General features: G+C 62.8%; 14 protein-coding genes. 8 read left to right on the top strand and 6 right to left on the bottom strand.

Annotated elements, in window-relative coordinates:
• Positions 1–5: 5 nt before the first annotated feature.
• Positions 6–1499: a 6-hydroxynicotinate reductase gene (locus FHX11_RS14410; protein ID WP_184358330.1), complete on the bottom strand. Its 1494-nt coding sequence runs from the start codon at positions 1497–1499 to the stop codon at positions 6–8.
• A gap of 366 nt (positions 1500–1865) precedes the next feature.
• On the opposite strand from FHX11_RS14410, the gene FHX11_RS14405 reads away from it, so the two are divergent.
• The gene (locus tag FHX11_RS14405) at positions 1866–2312 is read left to right on the top strand and encodes a MarR family transcriptional regulator (protein WP_184358329.1); all 447 of its coding nucleotides are present in this window, start codon (positions 1866–1868) and stop codon (positions 2310–2312) included.
• Positions 2313–2458: 146 nt separating this feature from the next.
• Entirely contained in the window at positions 2459–3301 is an 843-nt protein-coding gene (locus FHX11_RS14400) for a ferredoxin--NADP reductase (protein ID WP_246781005.1), read from the top strand.
• A gap of 43 nt (positions 3302–3344) precedes the next feature.
• Here the strand turns inward: FHX11_RS14400 and FHX11_RS14395 are convergent, their stop codons facing one another.
• From FHX11_RS14395 to FHX11_RS14375, 5 genes are all read right to left on the bottom strand, one after another.
• The gene (locus FHX11_RS14395) at positions 3345–6902 is read right to left on the bottom strand and encodes a molybdopterin cofactor-binding domain-containing protein (RefSeq protein WP_184358328.1); all 3558 of its coding nucleotides are present in this window, start codon (positions 6900–6902) and stop codon (positions 3345–3347) included.
• Positions 6899–7405: a (2Fe-2S)-binding protein gene (locus tag FHX11_RS14390; RefSeq protein ID WP_184358327.1), complete on the bottom strand. Its 507-nt coding sequence runs from the start codon at positions 7403–7405 to the stop codon at positions 6899–6901. Before FHX11_RS14390 ends, FHX11_RS14395 begins: the two co-directional genes overlap by 4 nt.
• 364 nt (positions 7406–7769) lie before the next feature.
• Positions 7770–8696, bottom strand: coding sequence for a dihydrodipicolinate synthase family protein (locus tag FHX11_RS14385; RefSeq protein WP_184358326.1), 927 nt, complete (start codon positions 8694–8696; stop codon positions 7770–7772).
• Positions 8697–9009: 313 nt separating this feature from the next.
• Positions 9010–9870 carry a D-amino-acid transaminase gene (locus tag FHX11_RS14380; protein WP_210292454.1) on the bottom strand — a complete coding sequence of 287 codons (861 nt, stop codon included), beginning with the start codon at positions 9868–9870 and terminating at the stop codon, positions 9010–9012.
• Between the two features lie 5 nt (positions 9871–9875).
• Positions 9876–10652 (bottom strand): 5-oxoprolinase subunit PxpA, encoded by a 777-nt coding sequence (locus FHX11_RS14375; RefSeq protein ID WP_184358324.1) that lies wholly within the window; start codon positions 10650–10652, stop codon positions 9876–9878.
• A 219-nt stretch (positions 10653–10871) separates the two neighbouring features.
• Between FHX11_RS14375 and pxpB the strand changes: the two genes are divergently transcribed.
• Genes pxpB through FHX11_RS14345 form a run of 6 tightly spaced genes read left to right on the top strand, consistent with a single transcriptional unit; the run spans position 10872 to position 16035 of the window.
• A complete protein-coding gene (gene pxpB / locus FHX11_RS14370; protein ID WP_184358323.1) occupies positions 10872–11597 on the top strand; it encodes a 5-oxoprolinase subunit PxpB in 726 nt (241 codons plus the stop codon).
• A complete protein-coding gene (locus FHX11_RS14365) occupies positions 11594–12565 on the top strand; it encodes a biotin-dependent carboxyltransferase family protein (RefSeq protein ID WP_184358322.1) in 972 nt (323 codons plus the stop codon). Before pxpB ends, FHX11_RS14365 begins: the two co-directional genes overlap by 4 nt.
• Complete coding sequence (locus tag FHX11_RS14360) at positions 12562–13206, top strand: GntR family transcriptional regulator (protein ID WP_184358321.1); 645 nt, start codon at positions 12562–12564, stop codon at positions 13204–13206. The genes FHX11_RS14365 and FHX11_RS14360 overlap by 4 nt, the downstream gene beginning before the upstream one ends.
• Positions 13203–14150, top strand: a complete 948-nt coding sequence (locus FHX11_RS14355) for an NAD(P)-dependent oxidoreductase (protein WP_184358320.1) — start codon at positions 13203–13205, stop codon at positions 14148–14150. Before FHX11_RS14360 ends, FHX11_RS14355 begins: the two co-directional genes overlap by 4 nt.
• Positions 14147–15400: a Zn-dependent hydrolase gene (locus tag FHX11_RS14350; protein ID WP_184358319.1), complete on the top strand. Its 1254-nt coding sequence runs from the start codon at positions 14147–14149 to the stop codon at positions 15398–15400. The genes FHX11_RS14355 and FHX11_RS14350 overlap by 4 nt, the downstream gene beginning before the upstream one ends.
• Positions 15397–16035: a GntR family transcriptional regulator gene (locus tag FHX11_RS14345; RefSeq protein ID WP_184358318.1), complete on the top strand. Its 639-nt coding sequence runs from the start codon at positions 15397–15399 to the stop codon at positions 16033–16035. The genes FHX11_RS14350 and FHX11_RS14345 overlap by 4 nt, the downstream gene beginning before the upstream one ends.
• Positions 16036–16041: the final 6 nt, after the last annotated feature.

The raw sequence follows: 16041 nt of genomic DNA, 5'->3' as shown, positions 1-16041 counted from the left end.
TGTCGTCAGGCGCCCCACCGGAAATTCCGGCTTTCCGTCGGCCAGGGGCCACGGCCGATCGGTGTGACCTTGCGCTCTGCCACTTCCAGCGCCTGCTCGATCGGCATGACGGTCTCCATGTGGCCGCCGAGCGCGCGGTAGTCATCGAGCCGCATGGTGAATTCGATCGGCGCGACGAGTGCCGGTGTCGGCACGTAGCCGAAGGCCTTGCTCGGCATCTGCGTCACGTCGGCCATGACGGTGATGCCGCCGCCGGGCCAGACATAGGCTGGCACGCCGCCGCAGGAAACATGGGTCAGCGCTTCCTTGACGGAACGCGTCAGGCGGACGGGGTTCGTGGTGACGCCGGCACGCAGGCTGCCGCCGGCGCCGCCGATGAACAGGACCGAGGTGAGGGCCGGCTCGCAATTTTCCGCGATGATCTCGACCGATTCCTGCAAGGCTGCGGGAAGGATGGTCTGCAGTTCCGGCCGCAGATCGTCGCCGAGAATATAGTAGCCATATTGCTCGCCGGTGGTCGACACCATCAGCATGCGCATGCCCGGCCATGCGGTCTTGGCATCGAAATCGCCGAGGATGGTCAGGGGATCGGAAATGTTGGTGCCACCCCAGCCGGTGCCGGGTTCGGCCACCTGGAAATAGCGGCCCGGCGTGGAGCGCCGGCCCTTGATGCGAATGCCGGTGGCCGGCACGTCGAGCAGGCGTCCGGCCTGGTGCTCGGAGAGCACGCCGGTAATATGATCGTCGACGACGACAACCTCATCGACATGGCCCATCCACTGTTTGGCGAACATGCCGATGGTGGCCGAGCCGCAGCCGACGCGCATGCGGCTTTCCTCGACGTCGTTGATCACTGGTGCAGCGCCTGCCTTTATGGTCAGGCTGACCCCGCCGTCGACCTGCATGTCGACGGCTTCGCCATTACAGAGTTTCAACAGCGCGTCGCAGGTGACGCGGCCTTCTTTCTTCGAACCGCCGGTCAGATGATGCACGCCGCCGAGCGACAGCATCTGCGAGCCGTATTCACCGGTTGTGACATGGCCGATAGGCTCGCCGTCGACCAGAACGGTGGCCGTTTCCGGGCCGAGAAAGCGGTCTGTGTCGATCTTCACCTTGGCGCCGCAGTAGCTGAAGATGCCTTCGGTGACGACGGTCACCATGTCGATGCCGTTTTCCTTTTGCGAGACGATGAAGGGCGCCGGCTTGTAATCGGGATAGGTCGTTCCGGCGCCGACGGCCGTCACGAAGCTTCGGGTGGCGTGGACGATGTCTCCGTCCCATTCGCCCTCATCCGGCTGCGCGAGGAACGGCACGACATTGCCGCCCTCGGAGATGGTGTTTTCGATGATCGTTAGCGGATCGACCCGGATCAGCTCGCCGCCGACATTGGCGTAGCGATCGCAGGCGCCGGCGCGGCCATCGGAGATGTAGCACATGACGGGACAGGCATCGCAGCGTATCTTGCCGTTCGCGACGCTTTCCACGCGCTGCTTGACCATGGCGCTCTCTCCATTTTGACGCGGCCGCCCGTCCTGTGGTGCTGCCATCAGCCCATGGACGGATATTTGACCGTCATTGTTCCCATTTTTTCGTTTGTATGCGAATGAGTATCAGCCGGTCTTTCGATCCTGTCAAGCGAGGGCGAAGGGCCTGGATAAAAATGCGGTCGCCGGGGCGGATGTGTGCCGTCGCTGCGTTCGATCGGCCCGGTTCCCTGCGAGGTTGCAGCGTTGACAAATGCCGCCTTCGAAGTAGACGCTGGGGACCCTGAGCGTTTACATCGACACACAATGGCGCTCTAATCTTTTGAATCTAGAACAGCTTATCGACGTCGCAACCATATGCGCGGAACCGGGGCGGGACAAATGCAGAAATCGCGTGAAGACAGACAAGCCGCCGCGCCCGAATATCATGTCGACCGGCAAGTCGGGTTCTTTCTCCGGCAGGCCAATCAGCGGCATGTGGCGATCTTCGCCAATGCCATCGGCGACAAGCTGACGACAACGCAATGGTCGGCGCTTTCGAAGCTCAAGGAAATCCAGCCCTGCTCGCAGAACCAGCTCGGGCGTGAAACCGCGATGGATGTCGCGACCATCAAGGGCGTGGTCGATCGCCTGGTCAAGCGCGGCTTCGTCGCAACGGCGCCGGACCGGAATGATGGACGCCGGGTCGTTCTCTCGCTGACCGAAGATGGTCTTGCCGTCATTGCCGTGAATGTCGGCGCGGCGGTCTCGGCGACCGAGGAAACATTGGCGCCGCTCACCTCCGGCGAGCGGATGATGTTCCTGGAACTGCTGCAGAAAATCTGCTGAGCCGTAGCTTTCAGCGCTCGATTCCATGTCTTCTGTCTGGGGTGAGGACGAAACATTCTATTGTCGGCCCAATGAAATGGGAGGATTGCACGGCATAATTCATTCGTGTACAAATGAATATGAACGATCAAGGCAGGGGATGGCAGATGAGCTTGTCAACAGAAGATGCAGTTATCATCGATGGGCAGCAGGCAGGCTCCGCGCCGGCCTTTCCGATACCCGCAAATGTCTTTGTCGAGACAGTGACCGAAGTACGGCACTTCACCGATCGGCTGTTCAAGTTCCGCATCACCCGGCCGGCGGAATTCCGCTTCCGCTCCGGCGAGTTCATCATGATCGGCCTGCCGAATGCCGAGCGGCCCGTCTTCCGCGCCTATTCGATCGCCAGCCCCTTCTGGGACGAGGAGATCGAATTCTACTCCATCAAGGTTCCCGGCGGTCCACTGACGGAGCACCTGCAGAAGATCGTGCCCGGCGACACGGTGCTGATGCGCAAGAAGCCGACCGGCACGCTGGTGCTCGATGCACTGATCCCGGGCAAGCGGCTCTATCTCCTGTCGACCGGCACCGGCGTCGCGCCTTTCGCAAGCCTGATCCGGGATCCGGAAACCTACGAAAAATTCGAGGAAATCGTCCTTGTCCAGACCTGCCGCGACGTGGACGAACTCACCTATATCACGGAGATGGTCGAAGCGCTGAAGGACGATCCGCTGATCGGCGAACTCGTCGGCGATCGCCTTCGCCTTCATACGACGACGACGCGCGAGCCTTTTGCGCGCATGGGCCGGATCACCGACCTCTTGACCAGCGGCAAGTTTTTCGAGGAAACGGGTCTGCCGCGTATCAATCCGGACGAGGATCGCGGCATGATTTGCGGTTCGGCGGCAATGCTGAAGGATACCAAGGCCGTTCTGGAATCCTTCGGCCTCATCGAAGGCGCCAACAATGCGCCGGCCACCTTCGTCATCGAGCGCGCCTTCGTCGGGTAAACGCCTCGACCGGTTCGATTACAGTTCGAAATTCGTGCGGAACTTAGTCCATCGGCTGAGCGGTGCGGACGCGCTCGACCGCTTTGTCAATATCCTGCCAGGCAGGCTTGTCGGGCGCAAACCGGGCGCGCAGATAGGCGGCGAGCTCGATGAGCTGGCGATCGCTCAAGCTTTCGCCATAAGCTGGCATGGACATGATCTCAGCGGCCTCGGCCCCTGCTTTCTGGGCAAGCAGCGCCGGCGCCTCCGTGCCGTGCATCATCGTCAGCAGGATGTTGTCGGGCCTGTCGGCGTGCAGGTTGCTGTTGAAGGTGAGCGATCCGAGGGGTGAGGTCTCGGTATGACAGGCTGAACAGGCACCCTCGAACAGCCTTGCTCCCACCGGCGCGATCCGTGCCGCCGTCGCCTCTGCCGCTTTCGTGTTGACGAGTGCGGTTGTTTCCTGCGCGGCCGCATTTTCTTCGGTTTGACCGGAGAAGCTTGCGAGATAGGTCGCGATGGCCTGGATATCGCTATCCGGAAGGGGAGCGAGCGCCTTGACGACCACGCCCATCGGGCCGCCGGCACTGCCGTGGCCCTTGGCGGTGCCGGTGCGCAGATAGTCGTAGAGAGCGCTCTGGCTCCAGCCGATGGGGGCAAGACCGGTGCCGTTCAGTGCCGGTGCATCCCAACCCTCCGCCACGCCGCCCGCAAGATGGAGCTCGCCTTTCCGTTCCGCACCGAGCGCATTGCGCGGCGTATGACACGCACCGCAATGGCCGAGCGTTTCCACGAGATAGGCGCCGCGGTTCCATGTCTCGCTCTTCGCAGCATCCGTCGGTACCCTCGACCCGCCCGTAAAGAGCATGTTCCAACCGGCCAGCAATGGCCGGATGTTGAAGGGAAAGCGTAAGGCGTTATCGGCGTTCTTTGCGGCGGAAGGTGTCTGTGTCATCAGGAAGGCATAGAGCGCCTGCAGATCCGCATCGGTGGCGCCGGCAAAGGAGGGGTAGGGATGGATGGGGTAGAGATGCGCGCCGTCCCGGCGCACGCCCTGGCGCATCGCCCGCTCGAAGGCCGGATAGGACCAGGCGCCGATGCCGTTTTCGGCATCCGGCGTGATATTGGTGGCATGGACCACGCCGAACGGCGTGTCGAAGGCGCGGCCACCGGCAAAGAGTGTCCCGTCCGGTCCGGTATGACAGGCATTGCAGGCGCCGATCGCCGCCGCGAGCCGTCCGCGTTCGATCGTGGCGGCGCTGTAGGTGCCGGGGTCCGGCTGTGTGATTTCGGGGTAAGCGCCACGCCAGGGCGAAGCGGCGAGAATGCCGCCGGCCAGCACGCCGGCGACGATACCGCCCGCTCCTGCAAACATCGACCCTCGCCGCCACCATGGTTTCTTGCCCGGCGGCGGAGGAACGAGCGCCGGACGCGCCTCGCCAAGGGCGGCGAGCACGCGTTCCGGTGTCAGCGGCAGCTCGCGGAACCGGATGCCGGTGGCGTCGAAGACGGCATTGACGATGGCAGCGGCTGACGGCACCGAGGCGGATTCGCCGGCGCCGCGTGGCTCTTCGTCCTGCCGCAACAGCATCAGCACATCGATCTCAGGCACCTCCGGGAAGGTGATGATGGGATAGCCGCCCCATTCGGCGCTTTCGACGGCCGTGCTCGAGAAATCCACCTTCTCCTTCAGCACGCGGCTGGTGGACTGGATGACGTTGCCGTGGATCTGGTGGCGCACGCCATCCGGATTGATCATCATGCCGGAATCCTGGCCGACCGTCACGCGCGTGACGGCGATCTCGCCAGTCTTGCGGTTGACGGCGACATCGGCAACCCAAGCCGACCAGGCGGCCGGCGTTCCGGGGAACTTGCCGTGGACATAGAGCGCGTAGGCAAAACCCCGGCCATACAGCAGGTCGCCTTCGCCGCCCATCGTTCCCGGCGCGGTGCGCGGCGTCCAGCCGGCGCGTTCGGTGACGGCATGGACCAGATCGACCGCCCTTGGGTCCTTCAGGTAGCGCAGCCGGTATTCGACCGGATCGACCTTGGCCGCGAAAGCGAGTTCGTCGATATAGCTTTCATGCGCGAAGCTGTTCGGCATGGCCGAGACGCCACGAAACCACGAGGCTCGCGCGATGGGCGGCATGTCCTGCACGGCGATGCGCATATTGCTGAAGGCATAGGGCGGGATGGCCGTGCGGTCGCCCATCTCCGCCACCGTCGCCACATTCGAGGCCTTGCCGGTCAGGATCAGGGCAAGCGTCGGCGACAGGTTCGACGGATAGCGCGTCTCGAAATCATAGGCCGCCGGCCCACCGTCGAGGTCGAGGCCGCCACGCACGTCGATCACCTGTGCGGCCCCCTTCGGCTCCCAGCCATGCTCCTGTTCGCGGGTGAGCTGCACGCGCACCGGCCGCCCGACGGCGCGCGACAAAAGGGCGGCGTCGGCCGTCACGTCGTCGGCGCAATTGCGCCCGTAGCAGCCGGCCGCCTCCAGCCGCTCGACGAGCACGGTCTCTTCCGGCATGTCGAGGAGAAGCGCCAGATCGCGGCGCATCGGATAGGGGTTTTGCGTGCCTGACCAGACGATCAGCCGCTCCGGGCGCCAATCCGCCACGGCGCAGGACGGGCCGATGGAGCCATGCATCTGATAAGGCCAGACGTAGCTGCGGTCGAAACGCGGCGAAGCCCCGTCGAGCGCACGTTCGACATCGCCCTGATCGGCAAGAATGCGTTTCGTGGCCGGATTGTCGCGTAGCGCCTGTTCCGGATTGTTGAGATCGGGCAGGAGCGGGGGATCGCGCCAGACGACGTCGAGCCGGCGTGCCGCTTCGGCGGCGTTTTCCTCGCGCGTGGCGATGACGCCGACGAAATCGCCGATTGTCACCACCCCGACCAGGCCGGGAATGTCGGCGATCGAGGCCTCGTTGACGGAGATCAGGCTGTGGCCGACATGCGGACCGTGGTCGAAGCCGACATAGGGCGGTCGGACCACACGGCCATGCAGCATGTCCGGCACACGAACATCATGGACATAGGTCCATTGCCCCGTCGCCTTGGCGGCGATATCGTTGCGTGGCTGCGGCTTGCCAACGATCCGATAGCTTTCCACCGGTTTTGTCGGCGCCGAGGTGTCGATGGCGATCCGCTCGTGGCGCCCGGCGATCAATTCGCCGAAGGCGATCGACCAGTTGGCCGGTGCCTCCGGATGAACGACGCCTTCTTCGACCGAAAGCGTTTGCGGCATGACGCCGTAGCGAAGGGCCACCTGCTCGAGAAGCCAGCGGCGCGCTGTTGCCGCAGCCTGGCGCAGTGGGATCGCCGTTATCTGAATGGTTTCGCTGGCGATCGTCGCACCTTGATCGGGCGCGGCCGTCGTGCTGCCGAGTACCATCCGGACCCGTTCGAAAGGCAGGTCAAGCTCTTCCGCGACGATCTGCGCCAGGGCGGTCCGGATGCCGGTGCCAAGGTCGACGTGACCATTGAAGGCGCTGACGGTTCCATCGGGATGAAGGGCGAGGAAGATTTCGGGATCGCCTCCATCGCCAGGCCTGATCACCAGCAGGATTTCGTCCGCTTCGAGATAGCGGGCGCGGGGTATTTCTTGCGGTGCGGTCATGACGCCTTCTCCGCGATCGTCGAGGAGGGAAGGGCGGCCATCAGCTCACCGGCGCGACGGACGGCGGCAAGGATCTCGACATGCGTGCCGCAGCGACAGAGATGGCGACTGAGGGCTGCACGGACGGCGGCATCGTCCGGCCGCGTGTCGCGCAGAAGCAGGGCTGTCGTTGCGATGATCATGCCGTTCAGGCAATAGCCGCATTGTGCGGCCTGTTCTTCAATGAAGGCCTGTTGCACGGGGTGCAATCGATCCGCGGTGCCGAGACCCTCGAGGGTAACAATGGCGCGTCCTTCCGCGGCGGCGGCCGATATCGTGCAGGCGCGCACCGCTCGCTTGTCGATCAGCACCGCGCAGGCACCGCATTCGCCAAGGCCGCATCCGAATTTCGGTCCGTTCAGACCGAGATCGTTTCGTAAAATGTAAAGAAGGGGTGTTTCGGGAGGCAGATCGAGCGTGTGGCGATGCCCATTGACGTCGAGAGCTATCGGACGAGTCTTCACCGCAGCTCCCTTTTCGTCACGACGGCAATGCAATGGCTCGCCGCCGCCCGGAATGGTGCGACAATCCCGCCAATCACCAAGGATGACAAGACGCCATGAAAAGCCGAGCGGTTGCTACCGCGCTCTGTCAAGATCGTCATAGGCTCTGTTCCCAAGGGTCTTAATCGCCCTTCGTTTGTGTACGAATGATTGCCGCGGGTTGGCCATCTGTCAATGGGCCGAGCTTGAAAACTGTATGACCGCGATGTCGCGTTATTTTGGGCGCACTCCAGTGTGGGGCGGGCCACCTCGCCGACGAAGCCGGACAACGGCCCCGCACGGCAAACGGGAGGGCGGGATTTTTTAGCTGACGTCCGCAGATCCGTCAGTTCAGTTCTTCGAGCTTGCGTTGCTGGCGCGCAATCAGGCGTTCCACGTCTTGAACGGACGTCGCGTTCAGTGAGACGGCGGGACGGCGCTGGGTAGCGCTGGCGATGGCGCCACGTCTGGCGAGCACATATTTGCGGACGGCAAGCCCCAGGCCCGGCTGCTGTTCGTAGCGCATCAGCGGCAAATAGGCATCGAACAGGTCTTGCGCCGCTTCCAGCTTTCCCTCTGCGTTGAGACGGCAAAAATCGACCATCATTTCCGGGTAGCCAAAGCCGGTCATCGCACCGTCGGCGCCACGCCGCAGTTCTTCCGTCAGGAACATGCCGCCATTGCCGCACAGAATCGAGACACGGCGGCAGCCCTTGGCTTCGCCTTCGCGCAGATCCGTGATCTTCTGCAGGCCGGGCCAGTCTTCGTGCTTGAGCATGACGATGCTCGGATGTGCTTCGAAAATCGCCCTGAGCGTTTCGGCGGTCATTTGTACGCCCGTCGAAAGCGGGAAATCCTGCAGCACCATTGGTACATCGGTACCAATGGTTTCGACCACGTTTCGATAATAGGCCACGATCTGATTGTCGGTCTTGAGCGATGAGGGCGGTGCGACCATCACGCCGGCAGCGCCCATATCCATGACTGCTTCGGTCAATTCGCGGATGGCGGCAAGGCCAGGAGCGGAAACGCCGACGATGACGGGTTTGCCCTCAGAGCGGCGGAGCGCTCGTCGGGTGACATCGATCGCTTCATTCTGCGTCAGCTTCGGGGCTTCGCCCATCATGCCGAGAATCGTCAGGCCATCGGCGCCCTTGTCATAATAGAAGTCGATCATGCGATCGATGCTGGCATGGTCGATCGTACCATTCTCCTCGAAGGGCGTGACGGCGATGACGAAAACGCCTTGCGTGTCGGATGTGATTAGCGGCATCTTCTGCTCCAATTCTGGTAAGTCACGTGAATGAGCGCGTGCGATCGGTGATGGTACACACCAAGGCCCCGGTGCGGGCGGTTCTCGTCTCGGACATGCGGAAACTGCAGGCGGCGCATAGGTATGAAGGCACGTCCAGCTTCTAAGGCACAAGTGCTGCCCGGAGCGATTTCCCGCAGGCCGACACCATTCGGCTGGAACTGAAGACCGACTGAAGAAACGGGTCGGTTGGTATCGATAAGAGGCTCATCGCTTCGATAGCTGAGGTGCATGCAAGCGCCCAATGCCATCGAAGCAATAGGTGGTTTCTTCGTCAAATGGCGGCTGCAAGCCGGGATTCGACATAAAGCTCGCGCAATTGCTTCGAAATTGGACCAGGCACGCCCGTGCCGATCGTTTTGCCGTCGATGCGAACGACCGGCATCACGAAACTTGTGGCGGAGGTGATGAAGGCTTCGGCGGCGGCCAGCGCCTCATCGGGCGTAAACGCGCGTTCTTCCACCGCGATGCCGGCCGAGCGGGCAATATCGATGATGCTGGCGCGCGTGATGCCGTGAAGGATGGCATTTGAAAGACCACGCGTGACGAGTACACCGTCCTTGGTGACGATATGGGCCGTGGCCGAACTTCCCTCCGTGATGAACCCATCTTCGACCAGCCAGGCGTCGTCCGCACCCTGCCGCATCGCCTCCATCTTGGCCATGGAGGGGAAGAGAAGTTGCACGGTTTTGATATCCCGCCGGCCCCAGCGCAGATCGGGTATCGTTGCAACCGAAATTCCGGTTTTTGCGCGCGGATTGTCCAGCACGGCTTTGGTTTGTGTCAACAGAACCAGCGTCGGGGTTGCGTGGGCGGGATAAGCAAAGTCCCTGTCGGCTGCGCCGCGGGAGACCTGAAGGTAGATCAGCCCTTCCGTCACCTCGTTGCGGGCCACGATCTCGCGATGCACGTCCAGAAGAGCTTCAGGACTAAGGGGACAGGTGATTGCGAGCTCCTTCAGGGAGCGCTGCAGCCTGGCGGCATGGCCAGCATAGTCGACAAGCTTGCCACCGACCACGGCCGTGACTTCGTAGATTGCGTCGGCGAAGAGAAATCCCCGGTCGAAGATGGAGATCTTGGCATCGGCTTCAGGAAGCCAGCTGCCATTCAGATAGACGGTGCGGTTCACGGGCATCACCTTTATGGAATGAGCGGGCGGGCGAAGGGGGCGAATTCCACCCCTTCCGCGGCAAGTGCGTTGCGCAGCGACCGTGCCATTGCCACGGCGCCGGGAGTATCGCCATGGACGCAGATGCTCGCCGCCTGGACCGGCAGCTTGTGGCCACCGATGGTTGGGATTTCTCCGTCGCGAACCAGGGATAAAACCTGGTCCAGGCTCTTTTGCAGATCATGAATGACCGCGCCGTCCCGCTGCCGGGATGTCAGCATGCCGTTGTCGTCATAGGTCCGGTCGGCATAGACCTCGCACGCGATTTTCAGGCCGGCCCTTTCGGCGGCCTTCATGGTTTCCGAATAGGGAAGGGTGAGAAAGGTGAGGGAGGAATCGACAGCCTTGATGGCGCGGACGCAGACGTCCGCCAGGACAGGATCCTCGGCTGCCATGTTGCCGAGCGAGCCGTGTGTCTTCATGTGGCTGATCGGCCAGCCGAGCGCGCTTGCCATGCCCTGGATCGCCGCGATCTGGTAGATCAGCTGTGCTTCGATATCCTCGGGACGTTCGCCTGAGATGCGGCGTCGGCCGAAGCCGTAGAGATCCATGAACGAGGGATGCGCGCCGACTGCAACGCCCGAAGCCTTGGCGGCAAGGATCGTGTCGCGCATCACCACCGGATCGCCGGCATGGAAGCCGCAGGCAATATTGGCTGTTGTGATCAGTTCGAGCATGGCCTTGTCGTCGCCGATCGTATAGGCGCCGAAGCCTTCTCCCATGTCGCAGTTCAAATCAATCATTGCCATGAAGCTTGTTCCCAATCGACGATTCGGGCCTGATACGGCAGCATATTTCTTTACCGTTCTGTTGCATTGCGCGAACTTTGTTCATATCATCCGGCTGCAGTTGACATACAGTTGGTATACTGAAATAGCAAGTGAGGCGAAGATGGAAACGTACCGGTTTTGACGAGCGGCGCTCTATTTCCGATTTGCCAGATCGACGGAAGGAGAGGTGTCGGCGCTATGGCCGAAATGTTCCCGCGCATTCGCGCTTGCGGCGACAGCATGCTATCGGTCGAGCTCGCCGATCATATCGACGATGCGGTCAACAGGCGCATCATCGCGCTCTTCGACGATCTGAGCCGCAGTCCCGTTGCGGGTATCGAAGAAATGGCCCCGACCTATCGTTCGCTGAGCGTCATATACGATCCCGCTATTATCCGCGGTGGAGCGCTTGCCGATGTGCTGCAAAAGCGACTGCGGGCTTTGTCCGCGATAGATACATCCTCGTGCCGCTATAGCGTACCCGTCGTCTATGGTGGCGCCGTCGGGATTGATCTCGATGAGCTTGCGCGCATGAAAGACATGACCACGACGGAACTCGTCAATCTGCATGCCAGTGCGGAGTATCGCGTTCATATGATCGGTTTTGCGCCTGGTTTCGCCTATCTCGGCGGCCTTCCGGATGCGTTGCATACGCCACGTCTGGCCACGCCGCGCCAACGGATCGAGGCGAGTGCTATTGGCATAGGCGGCAAACAGGCCAGCATCAATTCGGTGCCCGGGCCGAGCGGTTGGCGTTTTATCGGCCGTACGCCGGTCAGGCTTTTTGATCCTCATCGGACGCCGCCTTTTCTTCTCAAGGCCGGAGATCGCATCCGCTTTCATCCGATCGGCGAGGCGGAGGCTGCACGTCTCGATGCGATGGTCGCTGCCGGCCAGACCGTTCTGCAGCCAGAGGTAGCATGATGGATTTGCGGATTCGTCAAGCGGGACCCATGGTGACGGTTCAGGATCTCGGCCGCAAGGGGCTGCAGCATTCCGGCGTCTCCGGTTCTGGGCCGATGGATGCGCCATCCTTCCGCATCGCCAACGCATTGGTGGGCAACCGTCAGGATATGGCATCTCTTGAGTTTGCCGTCGCGGGCGGCACGTTCGAGGTTACCGAGCCGGTTCGCTTTGCCGTCACTGGCGGCGATGTGGATATCCGGATCGACGGCTCCGCCGTGCGCCCATGGGAGAGCCACGATCTCTTTCCCGGATCTACGCTCGTCATCGGCGGTCTGCGATCGGCGGTATGGGGATATCTGGCGTTTTCCGGCGGCATCGACACGCCCTTGATCTTGGGTTCCCGCGCCACGCATCTGCGCACGGGCCTCGGTGGCCATGAGGGGCGCTGCCTGCGGGCCGGCGATCTCTTGCCGATCGGCCGCCCCGATCCCATGCCGCATCTTGCGCTTACAAAGCCGTGGCGCCGATCCAATCGCCCCATCAATGTCGTGGCGGGGCCGCAGGATGATTATTTCGACGCGTCCGCCTGGCGTATTTTCCTCGGGAGTTCATTCGTCGTGTCCGCCAGTCGCGATCGCATGGCGCAAATGCTGGATGGGCCAGCGATAGCGGCCTGCAGAGGCAACGATATCGTCTCGGACGGCACCACGCTCGGGTCGATCCAGGTTCCCGGCTCCGGCAAGCCGATCGTTTTGATGGCCGAACGCCAGACGACCGGCGGCTATCCGAAAATAGCAACTGTCGCCTCCGTCGATGTGCCGCGGTTGGCGCAGACCCCAAGCGGCATGGCGATCCGCTTTCGCTTGATTTCCCAAGCTGCGGCAGAGGCATTGCTGATCGCAGAGCGGCAAGCCCTGCGGGATGTGATTGCGGATTTCTCCCAAAAGATCACGCCGCGAAGCGTCGCAGAAGAGGTAGCGCAATGACACAACCGCTTGCCAAGCAGGCCTACACCAAGATCATCGAGATGATCCTGTCGGGGGCGCTCATGCCGGGGGATGCCTTGCAGGAGGCCAAGCTGGGCTCAGCACTGGATATGTCGCGCACACCCGTTCGCGAGGCGATCAAGCGCATCGAAGCGGAGGGGCTGGCTATTCAGGAGGGACGCTTCCTTAAGGTGCGGCAGCTTTCCGGCGAGGAGGTGGAGGAAATATTCTTCCTGCGCCAGACGCTGGAGGCCCATTCTGCTAGTGCCGCAACGGGGCTTCCGGCCCGTCAGCTGGACGAGATGGAGGCGCGTGTCCGCCGTCTGCAACTGGAGGGACCTGGGGAAGAGGATGAACAGCGTCGTGTCGACGACGACTTTCATCGCATGCTGGCCGCGGCAACGGGCAGCAGCATGATCGTCGCCACCATCGACGATCTCCGCCGTCGCACCTGCATGTTCGACCACACGCAGGTTCCGGAGCGCTTTCTCAAGGGGTGCGCCGAACACCTCGAGATTATCGCCGCGCTAAAAGCCGGCGACGGTGAAACGGCAGGCCGGCTGATGGCCATGCATGTTGCCAACGCGCGCGACGCGATTTTGGCGCGTTTGAAATCGTCCGACGAAGGATCCGATCGATGAGATGTCTGATTGTTCAACCGGTTCATGCCGACGGCATTGTTTTGCTCAGGCAGGCGGGCATCGAACCGGTCATGTGTCCTTCTGCGGATATGGCAACGGTTGCCCGCATGATCCCCGGCTGCGAAGCGGTGATCACCAGGGATGCCGGCCTTTCCGCAGCCGCGATCGACGCTGCCGATGCGTTGCGCGTCATCGTCGTGCACGGTGCCGGTCACGATGCGGTCGACAAGGAAGCGGCAAGCGAACGCGGCGTACTTGTCTGCAATACGCCCGGTGCCAATGCGCGTTCGGTGTCGGAGCTTGCTCTGGGTCTTGCGCTGGCGGTCGCGCGGCGTATCCCGGCGGCGGACCGGAGTGAACGGGCCGGCATAAGGGGTTTTCGCGAGATGGAGACCTTCACGGAATTGTCCGGCAAGACGGCTCTAATCGTCGGCTGGGGCGCAACCGGCGCGGGGCTCGGCCACATGCTGAAGGCGGCGTTTGATGCGCGCGTTCTGGTCTATTCGCCTCGGGCGGCCAAGGTGGAGGGCTTCGAACGGGTGGAAAGCCTCGAGGATGGCCTGGCGCGGGCGGATCTGGTCTCTCTGCACACGCCACTACGGCCGGAGACGCGCGGGCTGATCGATGCAGGAGCGCTTTCGCATATCAAGCCTGGGGCCATTCTCGTCAATACCGCACGGGCAGGCCTGGTGGATGAAGCCGCCCTTGCCGAGGCCATCGCTTCCGGACGGGTCGCCGGTGCTGGACTTGATGTCTATTCCCACGAAGCGGTATCCGGGCCACTCGGCCAGTCGAACCGGGTGATCTTTACGCCGCATCTCGGTGGTGCAACGCTTGAGGCCCTGCGTCGCGTGGCCATCGGCGCAGCTCGCAATGTGCTCATGGCCCTTTCCGGTGAACGGCCGGTGACGGCGCTCAACGATCCCGTATGGAGCCACGCATGAGCCGCATTATTGACGATACCATCGATCGGCTGCTCCATCGCATCAACGCCATTTCGGCGCCGGGGCCAGGCTATACGCGACCATCCTACAGTGCGCTGGAAACCGCTGCCCATCATGTCATCGCCGAGGAGGCGGAAGCTCTCGGCCTGAAGGTGACGCGGGATGCTGCGGGCAATCTGTTCGCCCGGCTGCCGGGCAGGGACCGCACGGCCGCTCCCCTCTATATCGGCTCGCATCTCGACACTGTGCCGATGGGCGGCGCCTATGACGGGCCGGCAGGCGTTGCCGGCGCCATGGCTCTAGCCGCTGCCTTCGTCGATAGCGGCTCGCCACCGCCCGTCGATCTGGTGGTGACCGTGACGCGGGCGGAAGAGAGCGTCTGGTTCCCGGTTTCCTATATCGGCTCGCGTGCGGCACTCGCGCGGCTTTCCGCGGAAGACATGAAGGCGGTCAGGTTCGATACCGGCCGGACGTTGGCCGATCACATGCGCGAGGAGGGCGGCGATCCGGAGGCTGTTGTCTCCGGGCCGGGGCTTGCGCCCGCCCGCTTCGTGGAGCTGCATATCGAGCAAGGGCCCGTTCTCGATGAGGCCGGCGAGGCCTTCGCCATCGTCAATGGCGTGCGTGGCGGATTGCGCTATCGCGACGCCCGCATCAATGGTGTTTGGGCTCATTCCGGTGGCGCACCGCGCGCCGCGCGTTCCGACGCCGTTTTTGCCCTCGCGGATCTGGTGGTCGCCATGGATCGAAGATGGGGCGCAATCCTCGAAGAAAAGCACGATCTTGCCGTGACGGTCGGCCGTGTCGATGCGGCCAGTTCCGAACATGCCTTTGCCAAGGTGCCTGGCCGGCTCGATTTCTGCCTCGACCTGCGCAGCGACGACCCAGCCGTTCTGGAGCGGATGGATCGGCTGGTGAAGGCTGACATTGCGTTGATCGAGCAAGCGCGAAGCGTTTCCTTCGAGCTTGGCGTCCAATCACGCAGCCAGCCGACGCGGCTTTCGGCGCAACTTGGCGATGAGATCCACGAAGCCGCGCGCCGGCTTGGCTTTTCGCCGCGCAGGATGCTGTCCGGCGGCGGCCATGACGCCGCTGCCTTCGCCCAGGCGGGCTGGGAGTCGGTCATGGTCTTCCTGCGCAACTGGAATGGCAGCCATAATCCCGCCGAAGGCATGGATCCCGCCGATCTTGCCATCGCCGTTCGGGTGCTGCATGCGGCATGGACGAAGAACGGCCAGGAGAGCCTATGAGCGAAAAGGAAACATTGGCCCAGCAGGCCTATCGCGACGTCAAGCAACGTATCCTTTCCGGCACCCTCCCTGCAGGCGATGTCCTGACTGAAAGAGCCCTTGCCCAGGAATCCGGCATTTCGCGCACGCCGTTGCGCGCGGCCATCTCCCGATTGGAAAAGGAAGGCGTCATTTCGCGGCTCACCAACGGCGCGTTGATGGTGCGACCCGTCACGGTGGAGCAACTGCTTGAAATCGTCCAGATACGGCGTCTGCTCGAGGGCGCTGCCGCGGCCAGGGCGGCCGGGCGACCCATGACGCCGGCACTTGAGCGGTCCCGCGAGACGATGCGCGCCTATGCGCAGGGAGGTGACGTCGCCTTCGATCAGTTCTGGCTCGATGACGACGTCTTTCATCTGGCCGTCGCGGAAGCTGCGGGTCTGAGCCTGCTGCCGGCCATGATCACGGAAATGCGCGGCATTGCCCGGCGCTGCACGATCACCCGCACCCATGATCGCTTCGACCAGCAGGCCCGTGAGCATCTCGCCGTTATCGACGCGATCGAGGCGCAGGATGCCGAGCGTGCCTGCGCCGCCATGCAAACCCATTTCGACAGTGTCCGCAGCCGATTTTTGGGCTGGCTCGATCGACGCTGATGATGA

Origin of the sequence: Rhizobium sp. BK602, from assembly GCF_014195095.1 — a bacterium.
In the GTDB taxonomy this organism is placed as follows: domain Bacteria; phylum Pseudomonadota; class Alphaproteobacteria; order Rhizobiales; family Rhizobiaceae; genus Rhizobium.
Note: the sequence above shows the minus strand (reverse complement) of the source record. Positions and strands in the feature narration are given on the sequence as shown.

What these genes read in the sequence shown, in the direction of transcription:
- FHX11_RS14365 (WP_184358322.1), top strand. Translation starts at nt 11,594, where the DNA reads ATGATGGATTTGCGGATTCGTCAAGCGGGACCCATGGTGACGGTTCAG.
- FHX11_RS14400 (WP_246781005.1), top strand. Translation starts at nt 2,459, where the DNA reads ATGAGCTTGTCAACAGAAGATGCAGTTATCATCGATGGGCAGCAGGCA.
- FHX11_RS14395 (WP_184358328.1), bottom strand. Translation starts at nt 6,902, where the DNA reads ATGACCGCACCGCAAGAAATACCCCGCGCCCGCTATCTCGAAGCGGAC.
- FHX11_RS14405 (WP_184358329.1), top strand. Translation starts at nt 1,866, where the DNA reads ATGCAGAAATCGCGTGAAGACAGACAAGCCGCCGCGCCCGAATATCAT.
- FHX11_RS14350 (WP_184358319.1), top strand. Translation starts at nt 14,147, where the DNA reads ATGAGCCGCATTATTGACGATACCATCGATCGGCTGCTCCATCGCATC.
- FHX11_RS14375 (WP_184358324.1), bottom strand. Translation starts at nt 10,652, where the DNA reads ATGGCAATGATTGATTTGAACTGCGACATGGGAGAAGGCTTCGGCGCC.
- FHX11_RS14385 (WP_184358326.1), bottom strand. Translation starts at nt 8,696, where the DNA reads ATGCCGCTAATCACATCCGACACGCAAGGCGTTTTCGTCATCGCCGTC.
- pxpB (WP_184358323.1), top strand. Translation starts at nt 10,872, where the DNA reads ATGGCCGAAATGTTCCCGCGCATTCGCGCTTGCGGCGACAGCATGCTA.
- FHX11_RS14360 (WP_184358321.1), top strand. Translation starts at nt 12,562, where the DNA reads ATGACACAACCGCTTGCCAAGCAGGCCTACACCAAGATCATCGAGATG.
- FHX11_RS14410 (WP_184358330.1), bottom strand. Translation starts at nt 1,499, where the DNA reads ATGGTCAAGCAGCGCGTGGAAAGCGTCGCGAACGGCAAGATACGCTGC.
- FHX11_RS14380 (WP_210292454.1), bottom strand. Translation starts at nt 9,870, where the DNA reads ATGCCCGTGAACCGCACCGTCTATCTGAATGGCAGCTGGCTTCCTGAA.
- FHX11_RS14345 (WP_184358318.1), top strand. Translation starts at nt 15,397, where the DNA reads ATGAGCGAAAAGGAAACATTGGCCCAGCAGGCCTATCGCGACGTCAAG.
- FHX11_RS14355 (WP_184358320.1), top strand. Translation starts at nt 13,203, where the DNA reads ATGAGATGTCTGATTGTTCAACCGGTTCATGCCGACGGCATTGTTTTG.